The 21,068-nt window shown below is 70.4% G+C and carries 13 protein-coding genes and 1 pseudogene; 8 read left to right on the top strand and 6 right to left on the bottom strand.

The genetic code is table 11. The features are described 5' to 3' along the window. The first annotated feature begins 64 nt into the window (after positions 1 to 64). Positions 65 to 1,291: a DUF475 domain-containing protein gene (locus tag VN779_RS19490; RefSeq protein WP_325725397.1), complete on the top strand. Its 1,227-nt coding sequence runs from the start codon at positions 65 to 67 to the stop codon at positions 1,289 to 1,291. Here VN779_RS19490 and VN779_RS19485 read toward each other — a convergent pair. After that, positions 1,288 to 2,325: a site-specific integrase gene (locus VN779_RS19485; protein WP_325725395.1), complete on the bottom strand. Its 1,038-nt coding sequence runs from the start codon at positions 2,323 to 2,325 to the stop codon at positions 1,288 to 1,290. The two genes, VN779_RS19490 and VN779_RS19485, sit on opposite strands and share 4 nt — an antisense overlap. A 116-nt stretch (positions 2,326 to 2,441) precedes the next feature. On the opposite strand from VN779_RS19485, the gene VN779_RS19480 reads away from it, so the two are divergent. Continuing rightward, the gene (locus VN779_RS19480) at positions 2,442 to 3,638 is read left to right on the top strand and encodes an FAD-dependent oxidoreductase (RefSeq protein WP_325725393.1); all 1,197 of its coding nucleotides are present in this window, start codon (positions 2,442 to 2,444) and stop codon (positions 3,636 to 3,638) included. Between the two features lie 15 nt (positions 3,639 to 3,653). Here the strand turns inward: VN779_RS19480 and VN779_RS19475 are convergent, their stop codons facing one another. Together VN779_RS19475 and VN779_RS19470 are read right to left on the bottom strand one after the other, a co-directional pair. Further along, positions 3,654 to 6,407 (bottom strand): hypothetical protein, encoded by a 2,754-nt coding sequence (locus VN779_RS19475; RefSeq protein ID WP_325725391.1) that lies wholly within the window; start codon positions 6,405 to 6,407, stop codon positions 3,654 to 3,656. Between the two features lie 6 nt (positions 6,408 to 6,413). After that, complete coding sequence (locus VN779_RS19470) at positions 6,414 to 8,255, bottom strand: HSP90 family protein (protein ID WP_325725389.1); 1,842 nt, start codon at positions 8,253 to 8,255, stop codon at positions 6,414 to 6,416. A 102-nt stretch (positions 8,256 to 8,357) separates the two neighbouring features. Here VN779_RS19470 and VN779_RS19465 point away from each other — a divergent pair, with 102 nt between their 5' ends. Continuing rightward, positions 8,358 to 8,813: an Lrp/AsnC family transcriptional regulator gene (locus VN779_RS19465; protein WP_325725387.1), complete on the top strand. Its 456-nt coding sequence runs from the start codon at positions 8,358 to 8,360 to the stop codon at positions 8,811 to 8,813. Here the strand turns inward: VN779_RS19465 and VN779_RS19460 are convergent, their stop codons facing one another. Further along, on the bottom strand, positions 8,814 to 9,719 hold the full coding sequence (locus VN779_RS19460; protein ID WP_325725385.1) for a LysR family transcriptional regulator: 906 nt from the start codon (positions 9,717 to 9,719) through the stop codon (positions 8,814 to 8,816). Positions 9,720 to 9,887: 168 nt separating this feature from the next. On the opposite strand from VN779_RS19460, the gene VN779_RS19455 reads away from it, so the two are divergent. From VN779_RS19455 to VN779_RS19440, 4 genes are all read left to right on the top strand, one after another. Further along, on the top strand, positions 9,888 to 10,943 hold the full coding sequence (locus VN779_RS19455) for an FUSC family protein (RefSeq protein ID WP_325725383.1): 1,056 nt from the start codon (positions 9,888 to 9,890) through the stop codon (positions 10,941 to 10,943). A 9-nt stretch (positions 10,944 to 10,952) separates the two neighbouring features. Beyond that, a complete protein-coding gene (locus VN779_RS19450; protein ID WP_325725379.1) occupies positions 10,953 to 12,629 on the top strand; it encodes an amidohydrolase in 1,677 nt (558 codons plus the stop codon). Positions 12,630 to 13,436: 807 nt separating this feature from the next. Next, positions 13,437 to 14,996: an apolipoprotein N-acyltransferase gene (lnt, locus tag VN779_RS19445; protein ID WP_325725377.1), complete on the top strand. Its 1,560-nt coding sequence runs from the start codon at positions 13,437 to 13,439 to the stop codon at positions 14,994 to 14,996. Between the two features lie 60 nt (positions 14,997 to 15,056). Continuing rightward, the gene (locus VN779_RS19440) at positions 15,057 to 15,800 is read left to right on the top strand and encodes a polyprenol monophosphomannose synthase (RefSeq protein ID WP_325725375.1); all 744 of its coding nucleotides are present in this window, start codon (positions 15,057 to 15,059) and stop codon (positions 15,798 to 15,800) included. A 286-nt stretch (positions 15,801 to 16,086) separates the two neighbouring features. Here the strand turns inward: VN779_RS19440 and VN779_RS19435 are convergent. Then, positions 16,087 to 16,428, bottom strand: a pseudogene (locus VN779_RS19435) (RNA polymerase-binding protein RbpA); the annotation flags it as partial. 337 nt (positions 16,429 to 16,765) lie between these two features. Here VN779_RS19435 and VN779_RS19430 point away from each other — a divergent pair. Further along, positions 16,766 to 18,259: a hypothetical protein gene (locus tag VN779_RS19430; protein WP_325725373.1), complete on the top strand. Its 1,494-nt coding sequence runs from the start codon at positions 16,766 to 16,768 to the stop codon at positions 18,257 to 18,259. Here the strand turns inward: VN779_RS19430 and VN779_RS19425 are convergent. Next, a complete protein-coding gene (locus tag VN779_RS19425; protein WP_325725371.1) occupies positions 18,195 to 20,987 on the bottom strand; it encodes a SpoIIE family protein phosphatase in 2,793 nt (930 codons plus the stop codon). The two genes, VN779_RS19430 and VN779_RS19425, sit on opposite strands and share 65 nt — an antisense overlap. Positions 20,988 to 21,068: the final 81 nt, after the last annotated feature.

The raw sequence follows: 21,068 nt of genomic DNA, 5'->3' as shown, positions 1-21,068 counted from the left end.
CGGGGCTACAGGGGGACCCGGCACGGTGGCTTGAACGGCACGGCGAATGAGAGGCGGAAGGGCCATGGCGGATCGGGCCGGCACCTCGGCGCGCGGCGGTGGCCTGCGATTGTTCGGCGTGGCGCACGCCGTGGCGATCGCCTGCCTTATCGGCGCGTACCTGGTTGACGGACTGCACGGCCTGACGGTCGCTGCCCTGCTCGGCGTGCTCGAGGTCGCGGTCTCCTTCGACAACGCGATCGTCAACGCGACCGTGCTGGCCCGGATGAGCCAGTTCTGGCAGCGGCTGTTCCTGACCGTGGGCATCGTGATCGCCGCGATCGGCATGCGGCTGCTGGTGCCGCTGGCGATCGTGAGCGTCGGCGCCCGGATCAGCCCGTTCTCCGCGATCCATCTGGCCTACTCCGAACCGCTGCGGTATCGCGACCTGCTGATCGCCGCGCAGCCCGGCATCGCCGCGTTCGGCGGCGCGTTCCTGCTGATGATCTTCTTCGGGTTCGTATTCGAGGAGCGCGAGGAGACCTGGATCGGCTGGATTGAGCGGCCGCTGCGCCGGATGGGCCGGCTGCCGCGGATCGGCGAGGTGCTGGTGCTCGGCTTCGCGCTGCTGGCGGCCGGTACCGTGCGCGACGGCGAGGCGCTGAAGGTCATGGTCGGCACGGTCGCCGGGCTCTGCGCCTTCCTGCTGGTCAACGGCACCGGCGAGCTGATCGCGGAACAGGCGGACGCTGACGGTGCGTCACGGCCGCGCGCCACCGTGCACGGCCGCGCGGCTTTCTTCCTGTTCTGCTACCTGGAACTGCTCGACGCGACCTTCTCCTTCGACTCGGTGATGGGTGCCTTCTCGGTCACCTTGGACATCGCGCTGATCACGATCGGCCTGGCGATCGGCGCCGCCTATATCCGGGCCCTGACGGTGTACGTGGTGCGCCGCGGGACGCTTGAGGAGTACCGGTACCTGGAGCACGGCGCGTACTACGCGATCGGGATACTCGCGCTGCTGCTGATGGTCGAGGTCTGGCATGACGTGCCCGACGTGCTGACCGCGGGCACCGGTGCGGCGATGATCATCGCGGCGGTGGCCTCGTCGCTGGCCGCCCGCAAACGCCAGGAGCGCGCCCAACGCCGCGAGGCCAGCAGTGGTCGGCCCGACGCCGAGGTCCACGCCGGGCCCGGACACCGATCCGGATCAGGACTCGACCAGCGCTACGAGCGCCAGCGGCAGGAGCACGGCCGCAGCGAGCGCGCCTCCGCCGAGCAGGCCGGCAAGGGAAGCCACCCCGCCGCTTAAGGAGCGGCCTGCTCCTCGACGATCCGATCGGGGCTGACCTCGACCGCGCGGCGCAACTGCTCCAGGCGGTACGGCAGCGGCCGCCAGCCGGGCGAGCCCGCCAGTTCGGTGTTCAGTTCCACCACGGTGCGGGTGTACGCGCGTTGCAGGCCTCTGGGACGCAGCGGCATTCCGGCCGGCCGCTTGATCGAGTGACCGTCCGCGGCGGGCAGACCCGCGTGGTTCCCGGCGACCGACACCCACAGCGACTTCACGCCGATGTGCAGCGGAGTGAGGATTTCCTCCCGCGCGGTCAGCCAGTGCCGCAGCGCGGTGGCCGTGCCGGGGGAGAGGATGATCCGCTCGGTGGCAGGCTCGGACACGGACCTGGCCTGCGGATGGCGCACGATGGTGAGAACCGGCTCGGCCTCGGACAGATCCAGGTCATCGACCCGCAGCGCGCACAGCTCGCCGACTCGCGCGGCCGTGTCCAGCACCGTGCCGATGATCGCCAGCAGCCTGATCCGTCCCGCTCTGGTCGGCGGGCTCTTCGCCTTCTCGGCGAGATACGCCCGCAACTGCGAGCGGGTCGGGCCGTTGACCACCTCGCGCGGCGCGGGCAGCGGCGCCCGCTCGGTCAGCGCGAGCGGCACGCTCAGCTCCTGGCAGATCAGCCGCAGGCAGTCCTCCCGGATGCGCATCGAGGACGCGCTCGAGGTGCCGTCGCCGGAGCTGGTCGGCCGCTGCCGCAGTTCGCCGTGCTGCGCGAGCCGCAGATAAGAGGTCAGCGCTTGGGCGGCGAACAGATCCGCGGCCGTGCGTACCTCGTGCGCGGGCCGGTATTCCGGATGCACGCTGACCAGCCGCAGCTCCTTGGCGACCCAGCGCAGCTGCCGAGCGCGCGCCTGGCTGGTGCCCTCGCGCAGGCACAGCCGTTCCACCGCGGCCTCGACCTCCCGGAGCGCCGCTGCGGGAATCGGGCGCTGCGCCTCCACCGGCTCGGCCGTTTCGCCATCGTCCGGGTGAAGCTCCGTGTCCTGTTGACGCTCCGTCACGAACGATCAAGATACCGGGCGGCACTGACAGCGGGAAGCTGTCGCAGAACGAGAGAAAGGTGCACTATTGCTCTACGGGATGTAGAAGATGGGGCGGTGTCATGGGGAGCGGTGTCATGGGGAATGCGCGGGAAGCAGTGATCATCGGGGCCGGCGTGGGCGGGCTGGCGGCGGCGAACGCGCTGTACCGCAGCGGGTGGCAGGTCACGGTGCTGGAGCGCGCCGACGCGCTGCGGCCAATCGGCGCCGGTATCGCCATGCCGCCGAACGCGATGCACGCGCTCGACGCCGTGGACGCCGACGGGATGACGCTCGGCGCGCGGGTGCGGGCGGTCGGCGTTTCAAGCGGGGCGATCGGGGCGCGGCGTTCGGACGGTAGCTGGATTTTCCGGCCTAGCGGGGATCCGGTCGGCCGCCGCTTCGGTTACCCGGTGTACTCGCTGGTGCGAACCGAACTGCTGGCCGTGTTCGCCGGGCAGCTTCCCGGCGACGCGATCCGCTTCGGTGAGCCGGCGCACGTGACCGATCCCGGAACGGCGGACCGGCGCGCGCAGGTGGAGACCGCGGACGGCCAGGTGTTCGAAGCAGACCTCGTCGTCGCCGCTGACGGCGGCCGCTCGGCGGTGCGCCGGACCCTCTTCCCCGACCATCCGGGGCCCGCAGACGGCGGCTACACCATCTGGTGGATGCTCGCGCCCAGCCTGGGTGACAAGGAGGAGATCCTCGCCAGCGAATCCATGGGCAAGGGGACGGTCTGGGGGACCTGGGCGCTGAACGACGGACGCGTCTACGCATACGCGACGGTGCTCAAGGATCTGCTCGCGGCCGGAAACGGATTCACTGATGATCCGTTAAGTCAGCTGCGTGCCCACTTCTCGGGCTGGTACCCGCAGATCCAGCAGATCCTCGACGCCGTCGATCCGGCCTCGGTCTACCGGGACGACGCCCGATGGATGCGGACCGCGCTGCCCGCCTACCACGTGGGCCGGGTGGCGCTGCTCGGCGACGCGGCGCATCCGATGACGCCGGATCTCGGACAAGGCGGCTCGCAGTCCATCGAAGACGCGGTCGTGCTCGCCAAGGTGCTCTCCGAAGCCGACGGCGACGTGCGCGCGCTCGCGTCGTACACGGCGGTGCGGCTTCCGCGCACGATGGACATCGTCAAACGCTCAAAGCGCATGTCAGCGTTCCACCACGCCTCGAAGCCGGTCGGCATGTTCCTGCGGGACCAGGCGCTGCGGCTGAGCAGCAGTGAACGCACGGTCGGGCTGTTCCTACGCTCATTCGATCCGGTTTTCGGCTGGAAGCCCTGACAGGAGCCTGCTCGTCTACGTGGGTTCGTCCGCGCCGGTCCTCTGCGTGGCCTGCTGCTCGGCCTCGCGCAGGCAGCCGAGCATTTGGCGCAGCTGGTCGTCCGTGTGCCCGATCTCCACGGTGATCGGCTCGGCCCGCTCTTCCCGCGGTACCGCCGTCAGCTCGGCCAGCACGGATCGCATCGCGGCCAGCGCCGCGGTCCACCGAGCCGGCGCGTCGTCGTTCGACTGCCCGTCCGTGTCTTCGGGTTTCGCCCAGCCGATCAGCCAAGCCGCGGACCGCAGGCACCGCGCTCGCGCCGGCAGGTTGCCGAGCTCGCTCCACAGGTCGGCCGCGCGCCGATAAGCGGGCAACGCCTCGGCGGTCAGCCCAGCGCTTTGCAGCGCCTGCGCTGCCGACCAGGCGAGCCGCGCGTGCGAAAGGCGATTGCGCGGATCATGCTGCACGAGCGCCGCCGCGGCCAAGTACTGTTCGGCGGCCCGCCGGTGCTCGCCCAACTGGGTGAGGCAGTCGGCGTACTGCTCACGGGCCATCGCGATACCCGCGCCGTCGTAGGGCACGTGCACGCGCTGCATCAGCTCGTCGAATAGGGCGGCGGCCTCACCGTGCCGCTTGAGTCCGGCATAAGCGCGTGCCGCGATGAACCGACTGTGCAGGCTGTCCGGTTCGCTCGTGCCCTCCCACAAGTCACCCGCGCGCAACGCGGCGTCCACGACCTCAAGGCGGCGTTCCGGTTGCCGCCACAGTGCTTCGGTCAGCAGCGAGTAGAGCCGGGCTCGGGCCGCGCGATCGAGCAGGTCGCCGCCGTGCACCAGGGCGTCTCGGGTGTGACCTTCCGCCGCTGCGGTGTCGCCCTGCTGCAGGGCGAGCTGAGCCAGCGTTTCCGCCGGTTCCACCGCGTCCCAGGGCTGCCCGGCTCGGACCGCTTCATCGCGCGACGCCGCGAGGCGCACGCCAGCTTCGACGTGGTCGCCGCGGCGGAACGCGAGCTGCGCCAGCATGCGCTGATAGACAGCGGCGCGACCCGGATCACCGAGCTTCTCGGTGATCTCCAGCTCTGACCGAACCAACTCGGCCGCGAGCTGCGGGTCCGCCTCACCTTGCTCGCCGGGGGCGTCGGTTGCCGCGTCGGTCGGCGCGGGCTGCCGGGTCAAGGCGTTGAACGCGATGAAAACCGGCAGGCTGCGCGCGTTGAGATACTGGCGCGCCGTCAGATCGCCGGCGGCGTATGCGGCTTCAGCTTCCGCGCCGATGACCACGGCCTCAGATTCCGCGGTATCGCGGTCCCCGGCGAGGAAGGCGGCGAAAGCGGCGTTGGCCCGGGTTTCGCGGGCTTCGGCGGCCTCACCAAGCTGCGCAAGCCGTTCCGCGACGGAGCAGAGCGCGCCGCGCGCCGCCGCAGGGTCCTGCTCCAGCAGTATCCGGGCACGATTGCGGTCGATTCGTGCGGCGATCACCGGCGGCAATTCGTGTCCGCTCGCCGCGATTCGCTCAAAAGCCTGCCGCGCGTGCGGGTGCCGCGCGTCGGAAAGCCGTTCGGCTTCGGCCACCAGTTCGTCAAGCGAGACCGCCGCCGGTCGGGAAACGGAAGGGGCGGGCGAGGCTGCCGGCGCCGTGACCTCGTGCGTCGGCAACGCGCCTGCGGAACCGAGCGGCAGCGAGGTCAGCAGTGGTTCGGCCGTCAGTCGCTCCGCTGCCCCGTCCGACACGGTCGTGCTGCCGTTGCGCGCGTCGAACCGTGCGCACAACTCATCGATCTGCTCCTGGATCCGCGCGGCGACACTGCCGACGGTCGCCGGGCCGGTACGCGCGATACCGGCGGGCTGCTCAATATTGCTCAGCGTCAGGTCACTGAGTCCCGCCGCGGAAAGCCGGCGCAGCAGCACCTGAGTGCCGATCAGGAACTCCAACCGCGACGTCGCATCCTCAGCGCCGGGGGCTAGCAGTCCCGCGTGCTCGGTCAGGATCTCGAGCCCGCGTGCCTCATTGCCGGTCAGCGCGCAGAACTCGATGTGCATCGCGATCGTCGAACGCAGATTGGCCACGCCCTTGGCCATCCGGTACCCGCGTAGGTGGTTACCGCGTGCCTCGTCGGTGCGACCGAGCCGAAGCAGCGGCAGCAGGCTGTAGGCCAGGACCCGATGTGGCTCCTCTGCGCACACCAGCTGCCCGCCGAGCACCGGCTCCCACAGCCGCAGCGCCTCCTCGTCCCGGCCGTTGAACGCGTGCCACCAGCCCTGATCCCCGGCCTCGCAGGCATTGCAGTCGGCCATCGCGTCGCGCGGCGCGTCGAGCCAGGCCTCGAACTCGCGCTCGGCGACCGCCGCCTGCCCGGTGGCACGAGCCAGCCGATGCCGGCCCATGTGCACCGCGCGCGGCGAGTGGCCGGCCTGCCGATAACGCGACTCCATCTCGGCCAGCCAACCGGTGATCGAGGTCAGCGGCACCTCGGGCACCCGCAGCATCCCGCCGGTCGCCCACTTGAAATACCAGAACAGGCTGTGCCGGCGCCGTGCGTCGAATGCCCCGGCGTCCCGGTCCCACAGCCGCAGCAGCCGGGCGAACGGCACCAGCAGCTTCGACTGCTCCGCGCAGTATTCGTAGGCGTTGATCACGTCGAGCAGCGCCTGCGCGTAGAGCGCCGGGTCGCCGGCCGCCTCAGCCGCGTCGACCAGGTACTCCGCGCGAGCCACCTTGACCGGACCGTTCAGCGCCTGCGCGTTCTCGGCGAGCGCCGCCCAGACCTGCGCCGCAGTCATCGCGGGCATCGCGACTCAGACCTCGTCCCCAGCGCGCGCCGCCAGCGAGGCCCAGGCCAGCAGGTCGCCGAAAGCCCGGTTCAGCAGCGCGGTATCGCTCGGGCGCAGCGGCCGGTGCGTCATGAGCAGCGCCTGGCCATACAGCGCCTCGACCGCCGTGTTCAGCAGTGTCCGGTCGGTAATGCCGCTCAGCCGCCGCACCACCGGGCTGTGATGGTTCAGCACCAGCTGCGCGCGCGGCGCCGAGGATTTGAGCGCGCCCAGGATCTCGGCCCACAGCTCGTCCGCCGCGGCCTCGGTCTCCGCGCGGGTCCGCTCATACCTGGCCTCGCGGTTGTCCAGGTGCAGCGCCGCCACCGACACCGGGGCGAAGGCGCGCAGCACCACGTCGCAGTCCAGCGGATCGAGGGTGGCCCGCGCCGCGGCCAGGAACCCGGCCAGAGCCAGCTCCTCGGCCGGATCGACCAGGTCCAGGTGCGCGGTGACCACGTCCGCGCCCAGTTCGCCGACCACCGTGCCGGGAATGACCTGCGGCAGCTGCTCGACCAGGTCCGCGTCGTACGTATAGCCGCCGTTGACCACGCCGATGCCCTGCGCAGCCGCGATAGGGGCGACCTGCCGGAATTCGTCAACGCTGCGGGCCAGATGGATGCTCGGGTGGTTGCGGGCGAACTCGGTGAGCGGCACCCGGCCGTCGGTGGTCTCGAAGTCGAGGAACGGCAGCATGATCCGCAGCAGTTCCCGGTCATGCCTGGCCATCGCCTTCACACCCAGGGCGTGCACACTGAGAAAGGTGGCGAGCCTGGTCGGATCCTGCGCGGCCAGGTCGGTCAGCCAGTCCCGTATCCGTACCCCGAGCGCCTCGCGCACCGCGGAGAGCGTCTCGTCCTCGTACAGCCCCTCACGCGACGCGGTCGGACGCAGCGTGTCCGTGTCGATGACGCAGCGTACGAAGAACGCCCACTCCGGCAACAGGCCGGTCGTCGCATCGGAGAGCAGCATGCCCTTCAGATGCACGCGATGCCGGCCCGCCTCCGCTGGATTCGCCGCTGAAGGCAGCACGTACGCCACCCCGCGCACACCGGCCAGCGGCACGTTCAGCTCGATCACGTCGAGCGCCGTGAAGCCGAGGGCGCGCTCGCCGTAATCGAAGAGAGCCAGGCGCCGAGCGGCGGGCGAGACGTAGTCGCGGTCCCAAACTGGCGGACTATCCGTGGTGCGTACCGCACCGTCCGGTGTTTCCACTACGACCGGGTAAGGCAGCAGCGCGCCGTAGTCCCTGGCGAGCGTGGCGACCCGGTCCGGTGCGAACCACCGTTCGGCCCCCGGACGCGGCGTCAGCTCCACGGTCGTGCCCGGCTCAGGACGCTGCGCCGGGTCGAGCGCGCGGATCGTGTACCGGCCGTCGGAGGTCGCCAACCACTCCACCGGCGGCGCATCCTGGTCGACCGCGGACCGCGTCGTCACCCGGATGGTGTCGGCGACGGTGAAACAGGCCAGCAGCCCGATGCCGAACTGGCCGAGGAACTCCCGACGCGCGCCTGCCAGGTCATCGCGCTTGGAGGAGCGGCCGATGGTGGCGAGGAAGCGGTGCACGTCTGCCTCAGTCAGCCCGATCCCCGGATCCTCGATGCGCACCGAGGCTCCGTCCGCGGTCAGGCGGATGCCCGTCGGCGCCGCCGGGTCGGTGCCCAGCCGCGCCGTCACCGCGTCCACCGCGTTCTGCAGCAGCTCACGCACGTAAATGCGCGGCGAGGAGTAGAGGTGGTGCGACAGCAGGTCGACCAGCCCCCGCAAATCGACCTGGAACGCGTGCGCGTCGGCCAAGGGCGGATCGGTCAGCGGGTTTTCCGGCATGCGGCTGATCGTAGGGGAGCCTCATGACATCGTGCGGCCTTGTTTCGAATACTTGCGGCCCTGGTTTCGAATACCGCTGGCCGAACCCGTTACCGTTGGGGGATGGAGGAGATCGACCGGCAGATCGTCCGGCTGCTGCTGGCCGACGGACGGATGAGCTACACCGACCTCGGCAAGGCCACCGGCTTGTCCACGTCAGCCGCGCACCAACGCGTGCGCCGGCTCGAGCAGCGCGGCGTCATCAAGGGTTACCGCGCGGTGGTGGACGCTGAGGCGATCGGTCTGCCGCTGACCGCGTTCATCTCCGTCAAACCGTTCGACCCGGCCGCGCCCGACGACGTTCCCGAGCGGCTCAAGGGTCTGAGCGAGATCGAGTCCTGCCACTCGGTCGCCGGCGAGGAGAACTACATCCTCAGGGTGCACGTCGCCACGCCCGGCGCGCTGGAGGGTCTGCTGGCCAGGATCCGCTCGGCCGCGAACGTCTCGACCCGCACCACGATCGTGCTGTCCACCTCGTACGACGGCCGTCTGCCCGATTTGCCCGATCCGGTGGGCTGATCACGGCAGTTCCGGCGCGAGCGCGAACACCGAGTCGCGGAACGCCGTCACCGCCGGGGAGGCCCACCGGTCCTCCCGCCAAACCAGGCCCAGCACGCGCGAACCGCCGCTGCCGGCCAGCGGGACGTACCGCAGCCACGGATCACCCGCCTGGTCGATCCCGCCGTCATAAGTCCGCGCACGCGGCAAGACCGCCACGCCGAGCCCGACCGCGACCATGCCGCGCAGCGTCGCGACATCGTCGCCCTCGAAGGCGACGGTCGGCGCGATGCCAGCCTCGCGCCACAACTCCTCGGTGGACTCGCGCAGACCCGTGCCCGGTTTGTTGGCCACAAAAGTCTCCGCCGCCGCTTCCGCGAGCCGCACGCGTTGCCGCCGCGCGAAACGGTGGTCCACCGGGACGGCGAGATACAGCCGCTCACGGCGCAACGGCCGCCAGATCAGCCGCGCCCCATCAGGTCGAGGTGAGGTAATCACCAGGTCCACCTCGCCGCGCTCAAGCGCGGCCAGGTTGGTCGCCGAGCCGCCCTGGATGAGGTGGAAGCGCACGCCCGGGTACTGCGCGCGAAACGACAGCAGCAAGCGCGGCACCAGCCACGGGCCGACGGTATGCAGGAACGCCATCGCGACCGTGCCGGTCTCGGGACTGGCCAGCTCCGCGACCGCTCGCCGTCCGGCCTCCAGTTCCCGCAGGACCCGGCGCGCGTAGGCGAGGAAAGCCTCGCCGTACCGGTTGAGCTCAAGGACGCGGCCCTTACGGTCGAACAGCTGCGCGCCGAGTTCCTGCTCCAGCCGGCCCAGCGCCCGTGACAGTCCCGGCTGTGACAAGCCAAGTTCCGCCGCCGCGCGCCCAACGTTCCCTGTCTCGCACAGCACAGTGAACCAGCGCAACTCCTCGATCTGCATACCTTAATTCTTACATGCGGCTGGCGCATCGAAACGACAATCCCTGGTTATTGGACGCATCACCCCAGCATGCGTCACCATGGAATCGCCTCGACCGCGTCCCACCCGGGACGCGGCGGGGACGGCTCGAAGACGCGTCGCCCATCCGTAGCACCACCGGGGGAGACCGTGTCCACCTACAGCGAAACCGTCCGGGAACTTCGATCCCCGGGACGCATCGCGCAAGCTCCACGCTCCGCGCTCGCCCCGGCACGCGGCATCCGACTCGCGGTCGGCGTCGTCCTGCCTCTCACCCTCGGCGTCTGCCTCGGCCATTACGAGTACGGCGTTTACGCAGCGCTCGGTGCCCTACCGTCCGGGTTCGCCGCCATGGTCGGCGAAGAACGCAAGAAGCCCGCCGCCGTCGCGCTCGCCTCGGCCGGCATGGCGCTGGGGACCTTCGTCGGCGCCCTCGCCGCCAACGCCCCGATTCCGCTCGTTCTCTTCATCGCAGCCTTCGCTTACGCCGCCGGACTCGTCGGCGCCTTCAGCGACCGAGTGGCCATCGCCGCACTCCAGTGGCCCGGCGCACTGCTCATCGCCACATCCACGCCGGACACACCGCGCCAAGCCGCCGTGCGCGCAGGGCTGGTACTCGCCGGCGGACTGTTCCAATCCGCACTCGTCGCCCTCGCCCTCCCAAAGCCAACGGACACAGCGTCGGCGACACGCCCCCGCCGAAGCCTGCGCGAATTCAACGGTCACCTCGTCGCTATCGTGCGCACACACGCCGGAATCAGCACGCACCACGGCCAGCACGCGCTGCGACTCGCTCTCACCGCCGCGATAGCCCAGAGCGCCGCGCTGCTACTCGGCCTCGCGCACCCGTACTGGGCCGCACTGACCGCCGTGCTTGTCCTCAAGACAGAACACGTACTCACCGTGCGCCGGGCCCTCGACCGGATCGGCGGCACCGCGATCGGCATCCTGCTCGGCCTGCCGCTCGCGGCGCTCGCCCACTTCGGACCGGCCGCGCTACTGATCGGCGCGGGCGTCACGATCGCCCTCGGCTACACGGTCTTCCCGGCGAGCTATTTCCTCTACTCGGTGTTCCTGACCGGCTTCGTGGTCGTATTGCTCGATCTACTCGGCTTCGGCGCAGGCCAGACGGCTCTGCCCCGGCTCCTCGCCACCCTGCTCGGCGGTGTCATCGCCCTGGTCGCCTCCCATGTCCGGCCCTCCTAAGCTGAGTGCATGACGGCAACGACTCTGCTGCGTAACGGCGCCATCTACACCCCGGCCGACCCGTTCGCGACCGCGATGGTGGTCGAGAACGGCGCCGTCGCCTGGGTCGGCTCGGAAGGCGCGGCCGACGCACAGGCCGAGTCGGTGGACGAGGCGATCGACCTGCACGGCGCGCTCGTCACCCCGGCCTTCGTCGACGCCCATGTACACGCCACCTCCACCGGCCTGGCGCTCACCGGCCTCGACCTTTCCGGCTGTGAATCTCGCACCGAAGCGCTGCACCGGATCGCCGCGTACGCGGCAGCTCTTCCCGAAGATGGCGTCGTGCTCGGCACCGGCTGGGACGAAACCGACTGGGACCGCACCTCTTCGGACGGACAAAAACCGCTGACCAGATCCGAGCTGGACCGCGCGGCAGGCAGCCGCCGTACCTACCTCTCGCGCGTCGACGTGCACAGCGCTGTCATTTCCAGCGCGCTTCTCGACGCGGCACCAGAAGCACGCTCGGTCGCTGGCTACGCCGACGATGGCCCGTTGTCGCGGGATGCCCACCACGCGGTACGCGCCGCCGCACTCGCCTCTATCACCGCGACGCAGCGCGCTGACGCCCAACGCGCCGCCCTTCGTCGCGCCGCCGAACTCGGCATCGGCGCACTCCACGAGTGCGGCGGCCCGCAGATCTCCGGCGAGGATGACTTCACCGGTCTGCTCTCGCTCGCCGCCGATTCGGATAACGCGAGCCCTTACGTATTCGGGTACTGGGGAGAGCTCACCGATCCGGTCAAGGCCGTCGAACTCGGCGGCGTCGGGGCCGGCGGAGACCTCTTCATCGACGGCGCGATCGGCTCGCACACAGCCTGCCTAAGAGAGCCCTACGCAGACGCCGCCGAATCAGGACTCGGCGGCGCGACCACCGCCGGTTACGCCGGAGCCGCGTATCTGACGGCCGAACAGATCGGCGCGTTCCTCGTCTCCTGCGTCGAGGCACAGGTACAACCCGGCTTCCACGTCATCGGCGACTATGGGCTTGACCTGCTGGTCGCCGGTCTTGATCTGACGCACGAACTGGTGGGCGAGAAGCGGCTGCGGGCCATGCGGGTGCGCGCCGAACACGCCGAACTGCCCGACAGCGAGCACATCAAGAAGTTCGCCCATCACGGCGTGGTGATCTCGGCGCAGCCCGGATTCGACGCGGCTTGGGGCGGGACCGACGGCATGTACGTCCAGCGGCTCGGACCCGGCCGCGCGCTCGGCATGAATCCATTCGCGGCGATGAGCGCGGCTGGCGTCGTGCTCGCGTTCGGTTCCGACTCGCCGGTCATTGCGCTCGGTCCGTGGGAGGCGGTGCGCGCCGCCGTCTTCCACCGCACGCCCGCCTCGCGGATGACCGCCCGCGCCGCCTTCGCCGCGCACACCCGAGGCGGATGGCGCGCGCTGAACCCGGCCATGGCGCGCGTTCCACAGGACGAAACCGGCGTGCTGACACCGGGAGCTCCGGCGACATACGCCGTGTGGGAGGCGGGCGACCTCGTCGTGCAGACGCCCGACCAACGCGTCGCCGCTTGGTCAACGGACGAGCGAGCGGGAGTGCCCGGCCTGCCAGACCTGACTCCCGGGCTTGACCTGCCCCGCTGCCTCCGGACCGCAGTCCGTGGCCGACCGATCCACGACCTGCTCGCCCAATAGCCGCACATCGTGATCTTGGCTAGCTGATCGTGCCGTTGGCTCCGCCGTATTCAGCAGAGTTCCCCGAATCAAGCGCCCTGTCTCCTGGAGGTTGTCCCGCTCAGCTGGACAACCGGCTTTCCCACCCGCTAACCGCCGCCCGCCAGCTTGCTCTTCCCCATAAAACCCCGCGACGACATCTCCGCTACGCGGCCGCATTGGAGCGGCGAGTCTCGTTGACGGCGGCTCCCGACCACAGACGCCCTTGTACACCGCGGGTCTCGCGATAGCTTCGCCGACGGCGGATGAGGCAAGACCGGGACACGCGTGCACGGATTTTCTGCTGACCTCGTTTGCGCGTGGTGGGGCGAAAAACCTGTGCACGCGTGTCCCGCGTAACCCTCAACCGCCGTCGGCGAAGCTATCGCGAGACCACCAGCGCACAAGGGCGTCTGTAGTCCAGTGGTGCTGTGAACGAAACGCAGCGCTGTAGTCCAGCCGCGTAGCGGAGATGTGATCGCGGGGTTTTATCCGGGAAGAGCGGGACGGCGGGCGGCGGTTGACCGGGGAGGAAGAAGCGGTTGTCCGGTTGAGCGAGACAGCCTGTCGAGGATTGGCGATCGACCGTCTCTGGGCACGATCTCGATCGTCAGCGCGCTGCCGGCACGGACTGATCAGCGGTTGTCTCAGACGACGGCGGTATAGTTCCGCAAAGTGGACACGGTGCCGGCCTCAATAGCGAGCGTGAGCGAAGAATCGCCGACGCGAAGCCGTCGCCTGCCCATCCCGCGCCTGCGCCGGCCTCGTCTTCGCCGCCCACGTCCTGGTGTGCACTGGCTGCCGCAACTGGCCGCGATCGGCTTCGGGTTCCTCCTCGTCGCCGCGTTCCCGCCGGTCGGCTGGTGGTGGCTGGCGCCCATCAGCGTCGCGGGCTTCGTACTGTGCTCGCACAGCGCCGCGCACCTGCGTGCCCGTCGCGGCTTGCGTCGGCCAGCTACCGCCGCGGCCTGGTGCGGCCTCTGGTTCGGCCTGGCCTTCTGCTTCCTTTCCTTCAAGTGGGTCACGACCGTGGGCACCGACGCCTGGATCGTGCTCGCCATCGTGGAGGCCTTCTACTTCGTGCCGCTCGGCGCGGCCACCGCGGCGGTCGGCAGGTTGCGCGGCGCGGTGCTCTGGCAGGCGCTGCTCTGGGTCGCCGAGGAAACACTGCGCGACCGGTGGCCGCTCAACGGCTTTTCCTGGGGCCGCCTCGCCTTCAGTCAGAGCCACACGGTCCTCACCCCCCTCGCCGCACTCGGCGGCGCGCCGCTGGTTACCTTCGCCACCGCGCTTGTCGGCACCGCGCTGGCGGCCCTGCTGCTGACGGCTCATCACGTCCTGCGCTCTGGGACTGAGCTCTCACCAAACCGAGTCTGGGCCCAGGTCACGGGTTGGATCGCGCTGGCTGTGCTCATCCCGCTTGCCGGCATTCTGACTCCGCTTCAGACGACCGCCGGGAAGCCCATTCAGCTCGCCGCGATTCAGGGCAACGTGCCGCGCACCGGTCTCGATGCGTACGGGCAGGCCTCAGCGGTGCTCGACAACCACCTCAGGGTCACCGAGCAGTACGCCGCCGAGGTCGCCGCGGGCAAGCGGCCGCCGCCTGCCGCCGTGTTCTGGCCCGAGGATTCGGATGACGTCGACCCCTTCCAGGATCCGATCGCCTCCGCCGAGCTCTCCCAGGCCGCCGAGTCCGTCCACACCCAGATCCTGGTCGGAACGGTCGTCTCGGTAGGCAAGGGGCTGGCGCGCAACGAGGGCATCGTCTGGGATCCAGTGACCGGCCCGGGCGCGACATACACGAAGCGGCACCTGGTGCCGTTTGGCGAGTACATCCCGTACCGCTCGCTGCTGACGCGGTACATCTCGGAGCTCTCCCGCGTTCCGAAGGATGACGTAGCCGGCAATAAGCCAGGCATCCTGACCGTGGGCGGCGTGCACATCGCCGACGTCATCTGCTTCGAAGTCGCCTACGACGACAACGTACGCTCCTCGGTCAACAGTCAGACCGACGTGATGGTCGTACAGACGAACAACGCGACTTACGGCTGGAGCGGTCAGCCCGAGCAGCAGCTCGCGATCAGCCAGCTGCGCGCCGTCGAACACGGCCGCCCCGTGATGATCGCCGCCACCAGCGGCATCTCCGGATACATCACCCCGGACGGCAACATCCAGCAGCAGACCGGCCAGTTCACCCCGGCCGTGGTCGCCGCCGAAGTCACCCCGCGCACCGGACTGACTCTCGCCGACCGGGTCGGCGCCTGGCCCGAGTTCGTGATGGCCGCCGCCGCGCTCGCCGCGTGGGCGCTGGGCATAGCCCGCGCCAAACGAGACGCGAAGCTCCGATAATCTGTCCGCCGCGCAACCGCCCGCCGCAGAGCCACGCCACCGGCAACGAAAGGCCCGCACGTGACCGCCCAGACCCTGGTGATCATCCCGACGTACAACGAGTCGGAGAACTTGGAGCGGATCGTCGGCCGGCTACATGAGCACAATCCGCAGGTACACGTCCTGGTCGCCGACGACAACAGCCCCGACGGCACCGGCGAGATCGCGGACAAGCTGGCCGCCGAGGACGACCGGATCCAAGTGCTGCACCGCAAGGGCAAGGAGGGCCTCGGCGCCGCCTACCTGGCCGGATTCCGCTGGGGACTGGACGCCGGATACGACGTGCTCGTCGAGATGGACGCGGACGGCTCACACCGCCCGGAAGACCTGCCGAGGTTGCTCGCCGCGCTCGAGGAGCAGGGCGCCGACCTGGTGCTCGGCTCGCGCTGGGTCAGCGGCGGGCGGGTGGTGAACTGGCCGAAGTCGCGCGAGGTGCTTTCCCGCGGCGGCAACCTCTACGTGCGCATCGCCACCGGGATGCGGCTGCGCGACGCCACCGGCGGCTTCCGCGCCTTCCGCAGGGCGACTCTGGAAGGACTCGGCCTCGACGGCGTCGAGTCGGCCGGTTACTGCTTCCAAGTGGACATGGCCCGCCGCGCGGTGCGGGCCGGATTCCGGGTCGTCGAGGTGCCGATTACCTTTATCGAACGCGAGTTCGGCGTCTCGAAGATGTCCGGCAACATCGTGACCGAGGCGCTGTGGCGCAGCACCGTGTGGGGCTTCCAGGACCGGACCGCGAAGCTCATTCGCCGTCGGCAGGTCTAGCCGCAGACGGCGATCCACCACGCCGCTTGATCAGACACCGATCTGTCCCGTTGAGCGGGACGAATGCGCCGTGCCTCGCATCGCTCCGGTCTTGTCCCGCTCAACGGGACAAGACGCTCGCCGCTCTTGCGGGCTACTTCTTGGCCGGTGCCTTCTTCGCCGGGCGCGCCGCTGGCTTACCGGCCGTCTTCGTGGCCGGCGCCTTGGACCCGGGCGCGGCGCTCGAACTCTTCTTCGTCGGCGCCACCTTGGTGGCCGTCTTCGTGGCCGGTGCGGGCGTCGGCGGGGCGTAGCTGATCCCGCCGGTGCGCAGTACCTCGAGCCGCTCGGCCAGGACCTCCTCAAGGTCCGCCATCGTGCGCCGCTCCATCAGCATGTCCCAGTGCGTGCGCGACGGCTTGCCCTGCTTCTCCTCCGGGGCGACACCATCCACGCGCAGCGCCTGCGCGCCGCACACCCGGCACTCCCACATCGCCGGGACGTCGGCCTCCAAGGAGAACGGCATCTCGAACCGGTGACCGTTGGGGCAGCTGTACTCGATATCCTGGCGGGGCGCGAGATCTATTCCGCTGTCCGTCTCATAGCTGGTCGCGCCGAGCCGCGTGCCCCGAAGCGCTCGCTCGCTCATCGTCCGGTCTCCTCCTGCCTGCGGCGCGCGCCGCAGCGCCTTCCGCATCGTCTCTATCGTGTGGTTCCAACGTCGCGGACCGCAGTCTTGTTCCCCCGCAGGTGCCGCAACGCGCAGCGAACCGTCGACAGCTACGCCATACCCGGACATAAGTCTTCGAATCCCGCCTGTCGAGCGGATGGCTCCCACGTCCTGGACGTGCCGGGCAGTCCGCGGCCGCGGACACGGTAGGGCGTCTGAGTGGCAAACTATTGGTCAAAAGCGCCGGGAGACGCCGCAGGCAGCGCCCTTGCGGGCGACAATGGGAGCCGCTGTCAAGGAGTAGAAGGGCGAGCCGATGAGCGGCCCCGCCGTGGAGCCGCACCGGCCTGCGGACCAGGACGCCACCCGCTACCTGTGCGCGGCGGCCCACCTCGATCCCGAGTTCGCCCGCCGCGCGGTGCGCGAACTGCTGGTCGATGAGCACCGGCTGCCCGTACCGCATCCCGAGCTCGATCTGCCCACCGTGCTACGCCACTGCATCGCGGCGCGAGCCCGCAGGCTGTACCGGGACGCCGCGATCGTGATCGTTCTCGCGCTGGCCGTAGCGGTCGCCGGTTGGAGCGTCGCCGCCTGGTACGTCTCTCTGGCCGGCCTCTGGTTGATCCTGCGCACCACCCGGCGCCCCGCGGCCAGTCCGGTCGCGCGCAACGTCGGGCTGCTGGCCGGGCTGCTGTGGGGCTTCGCCGCGCTGGTGCTGCTCAGTCTCGCCGTCACCAGCTGCGATCCGTTCGGACTGCGGGAGACCTGGCACCTGGCCACCCCGAACGCGACCGACGTGGCCGTGCGGCTCGGCGCTCCGGCCGCGGCCGCCCTGTGCTGCTGGCTGGCCGCGCTCACCGAGGAGGTCGCCGCGTACGTCACCGTCGCCGAACGGTTGCGTCGCGACGGCTTCACCCCCAGCCGCTGGCTCTCCGCCGAGCCGACGTGGGCGCAGCACGCCCTCGGCGTCCTCGGCGAACGCCTGGCCGACGGGCGGCTCGAACAGCACCCGGTGACCGACCCGGCGAACCCGTTCGTCGGCTCGGGACCGCAGGCGTTGCGCCGCCGCTGGCTGGTCGACCTCGGCCCGGCCGCATCCCGCTCCGGCTCCTTCGACGTGGGGGATCTGCTCGATCGGATATCCGAGCGGCTGGCCGACGGCCTCGGCTCGCTCGACCCAGCCGACCCGTCCGAGAAGGGCGGCACGGTCATCATCGACGACTGCGCGATCTCGACCGTGCCCGCGCTGGCGACCCGGCTCGGCGACAACGAGGTCCGGCTGCTTCCCGACGCGCCCGATCCTTCACTGCGCGGCAGCGGACCGCGGGTCTTCCGCCGCGTGCGCATCGGCGGTGATCCGGCCGGACTGACCGTGACCGGATACATCAACGCCACCGCCGGCGCGGGGCTGCTCCAAGTCGAGCTCTACGGACACGTCCTCGGGCCGATCGCGCAGCGCTACCGCGTCCCGGACCGTACCGCACCGTTTGACGCCGCTACCGCGCTCACATGTGCGGTGCGTGCCCTGCGTAACCTGCCGATCGCTGTGTTCACGGCTCCGCGCGGGGTCCTGCGCACCGCAGGCGACCCGGTACGCCGACGCCGCCACCGCTCACTGCTCGGCCGCGCCGCCGCTTCCGGCCTCACCGTGACCGCCGGAGCGCAATACGACGTGCGCGAGGCCGTGGCAGCCAAGCCCGGCACGGACCGCTTCGCCGAGGAGGACGCGAACCTCTACCTGGCGGTCATCGAGCGGCGGGTGCGTGAGGAACTGCGGCCGCTGCTGCCCTCCGGCCGGTCCGAGTTCTGATCGCCGGGGTCTGGTCGCTCGTCTGATCCGGCGCCTGGTTCGGGGCGCTCCGGGCGTCGTCCTGCGGCGCGGCCGGTTTCGGAGCCTCGTTCTCATACGGGTTCGCCATCTGCGCCCACACCACCTTGCCATTGCCGGTGGGTCGCACTCCCCAGCGCTCCGAGAGCGTTTGCACGATCATCAGCCCGCGGTGCCGCTCGTCGGTCCGGTCAGTCGGCGTCGGCCTGGCAAGCCGGCCGTCCCCGTCCGCGACCTCGATCAGCAGTGCGGCGGGCCGTCGGCGCAGCCGCAGTTCCATCGGCGTGCGCGCGTGCTCCACAGCGTTCGTCACCAGTTCGCTGACGATCTGCAGAAGCGAGTCGGTCAGCTCCTCGAGACCCCAGTCCGCGGTGGTCTTCTTGGCGAACCGGCGGGCCGCGCGGGCCGCCTCGAGTGTGGGCGAGAGCGTAATCGCAGCCTTCTGCGTCTCCGCCGGGTGCGCAGCGACGTAGAGCACCGCGACGTCGTCGTGCTCGGCACCGGTCAGCATCGCCTCAGCCAGCCGCGCCGTACCCTCCTGCACGTTAACCGGCGCCTCCGGCCGACACAGCGCGGCGAGCACCGAGCGCAGCATGGCCAACCGGTCGTGCAGCGACTGGTCCCGGCACTCCACGAGCCCGTCGGTGTAAAGCAGCAGCCGCGCATTCTCCGGCAGCGGCTTGACCGCGTCCGCGAACACCGCGCCGTCAACGCCGAGCGGCATGCCCAGATCCGCTTCGAGCAGCGTCACCGAGCCGTTCGGGCAGACCAGAGCCGGGGGCAGGTGCCCGGCATTGGCCCACCGCACCGTGCCGTCGCAGGGGTCGTAAACCGCGTAGACGCACGTGGCGATCTGCTCGCGCGGCAGCCGGCACACCAGGTTGTTGAGCTGGTCGAGCACCTGCGCCGGCGGCAGGTCCATCACCGCGTAGGCCTGGATCGCCGCGCGCAGCTGGCCCATCACCGCGGCCGCACCGATGCCGCGCCCCATCACGTCGCCGATCACCAGCGCCACCCGGTCCGCGGACAGCGGTATCACGTCGAACCAGTCGCCGCCGACCCGCGCGCCCTGCTCGCCAGGCAGGTACGCGGTGGCCACGTCCAGGTCGCCCATCCGGGACGGCGCGGCCGGCAGCAGCGATCGCTGCAAGCGCATCGCCGTGGCGCGCTCGTGCCGGTACAACCGCGCGTTTTCCATCGCGCTGGCCGCTTGCGCCGCGATGCCCTGCGCCAGCTGCTCGTCCCGCTCGGTGAAGACACCCGCGTCCGGGTGACCGAAATAGAACGAGCCCAGCACTTCGCCGCTGGCCGCGATCACCGGCACGGAGAGGAATGAACGCACCAGCGGGTGCCCGGCCGGCATGCCGTGATGCGGCGAGCTGCCACCGTAACGCGGATCGCGGGTCACATCGGAACACCGGACGGTCGAGCGGTTCGGCGGATCGGTGGCGAACAACGCAGTGCCCTGCGGTTGCTCAAGCCGCTCGAAGTTCTCCGGCGGGGAACCGGCGAGCACGTAACGGCGCCGCGGCGTGCCATCCTCAGCGAAGGCGGTATAGAAGAACACGCCGAAACCCGCCCCGACGACGCTGTTGGCCGCCTCGATCGCATGCTGCACGAGTTTGCCGAGGTCCAGCTGCCGGGCTAGGGACTGGCCGACCGAGTACAGCGTCTCGACGATCCGCGACTCCTGCGCCAGCCGTTCCCGCTGTTCGCGCAGCGCCGCTTCGACCGTGGGACGCGGCTGCATGGACCAGCCGGCCGAACCGTCCACCGGACTTGGCGGAATGATCGGGCTGGCCTGGTAACGCTCATCGAGCGTTGAGCCGGTGTCGATGCGCGGCACGACCCGGCCCACCGGAGGTGCGGGATCGAACAGTGGAAGATGCGCGAACGGTGCAAGCGTCGCGCACAGCGCCTCGGCTACCGCGCCGAAGCGGTGCGCCGTGACCGTGTCGATCGGCACCCGGGAGAAAAGCACGACGCTGAATAGCTCGCCGCTGGGCAGGATCCCGCCCAGCCCGAGCGCCGAGGCCACGCCATGCGCCTCGACGAGCCACTGCGCCGGAACCAGCGGGGAGCCGGCCACCTGGGAAACGAGGTGGACGGCGACCCGGGTCGGCCTGGGCTCGCCGTGATAGGTGACCTCGCCCTGCGCGAAGTCCCCGTGGCCGCCGGGGTCGCCGCGCCAGGCGTCGGCATCGGGCTGGCTGCTATGCGGCGGATGCGCTGCGCGCTGCGCGTCGGCGCCGACGAGGTGGTCCAGCACGGTCAGGCCCAGTGGCACCCGTCGCACGACTTCGGTGCCGGCCAGCGGCAGCGCCTGATGATCGCGGGAGGCGTGCCGGTCGCACCAGGTGGGCCGGTCGCCGAGCGTGGCCAGTAGCGCCAGACAGCGGGTGCCCTCACCGCTCGACCCTGGGGCCATCCGCGCCAGCGCGTACGAGCGCAGTTGGGGCGTCAACCGCTCGAAGCGGGTGGTCTGGAAGATCCGCACCAGCACAACCGCGGGGTCGCCTTCGGCTGTCGGGAAAGCGCCGCGCATCGCGGCCGCCGCGTACCGCGCGGCCCCTTCCATCGACCCGACCTGATCACCGCTCCGGGCGATCGCGGCGGCCAGCGCGGCGATCCGCTCCGGGGCGAAGACGGCCTCCGGCGAGTGCGCCGAGAGCGCGCCGCGATGAACGCCGAGCCCGACTCCGTCAGCCACGGGGTCCACCTGAGCGCCTCGCCTCCGCCCGATTTGGGTACAGCCACGCGGTGAAGGTTGTTCCCTCGGCGGCGGCGATCC

The organism is Actinocrinis sp. (assembly GCF_035605935.1).
Lineage (GTDB): Bacteria > Actinomycetota > Actinomycetes > Streptomycetales > Catenulisporaceae > Actinocrinis.
Note: the sequence above shows the minus strand (reverse complement) of the source record. Positions and strands in the feature narration are given on the sequence as shown.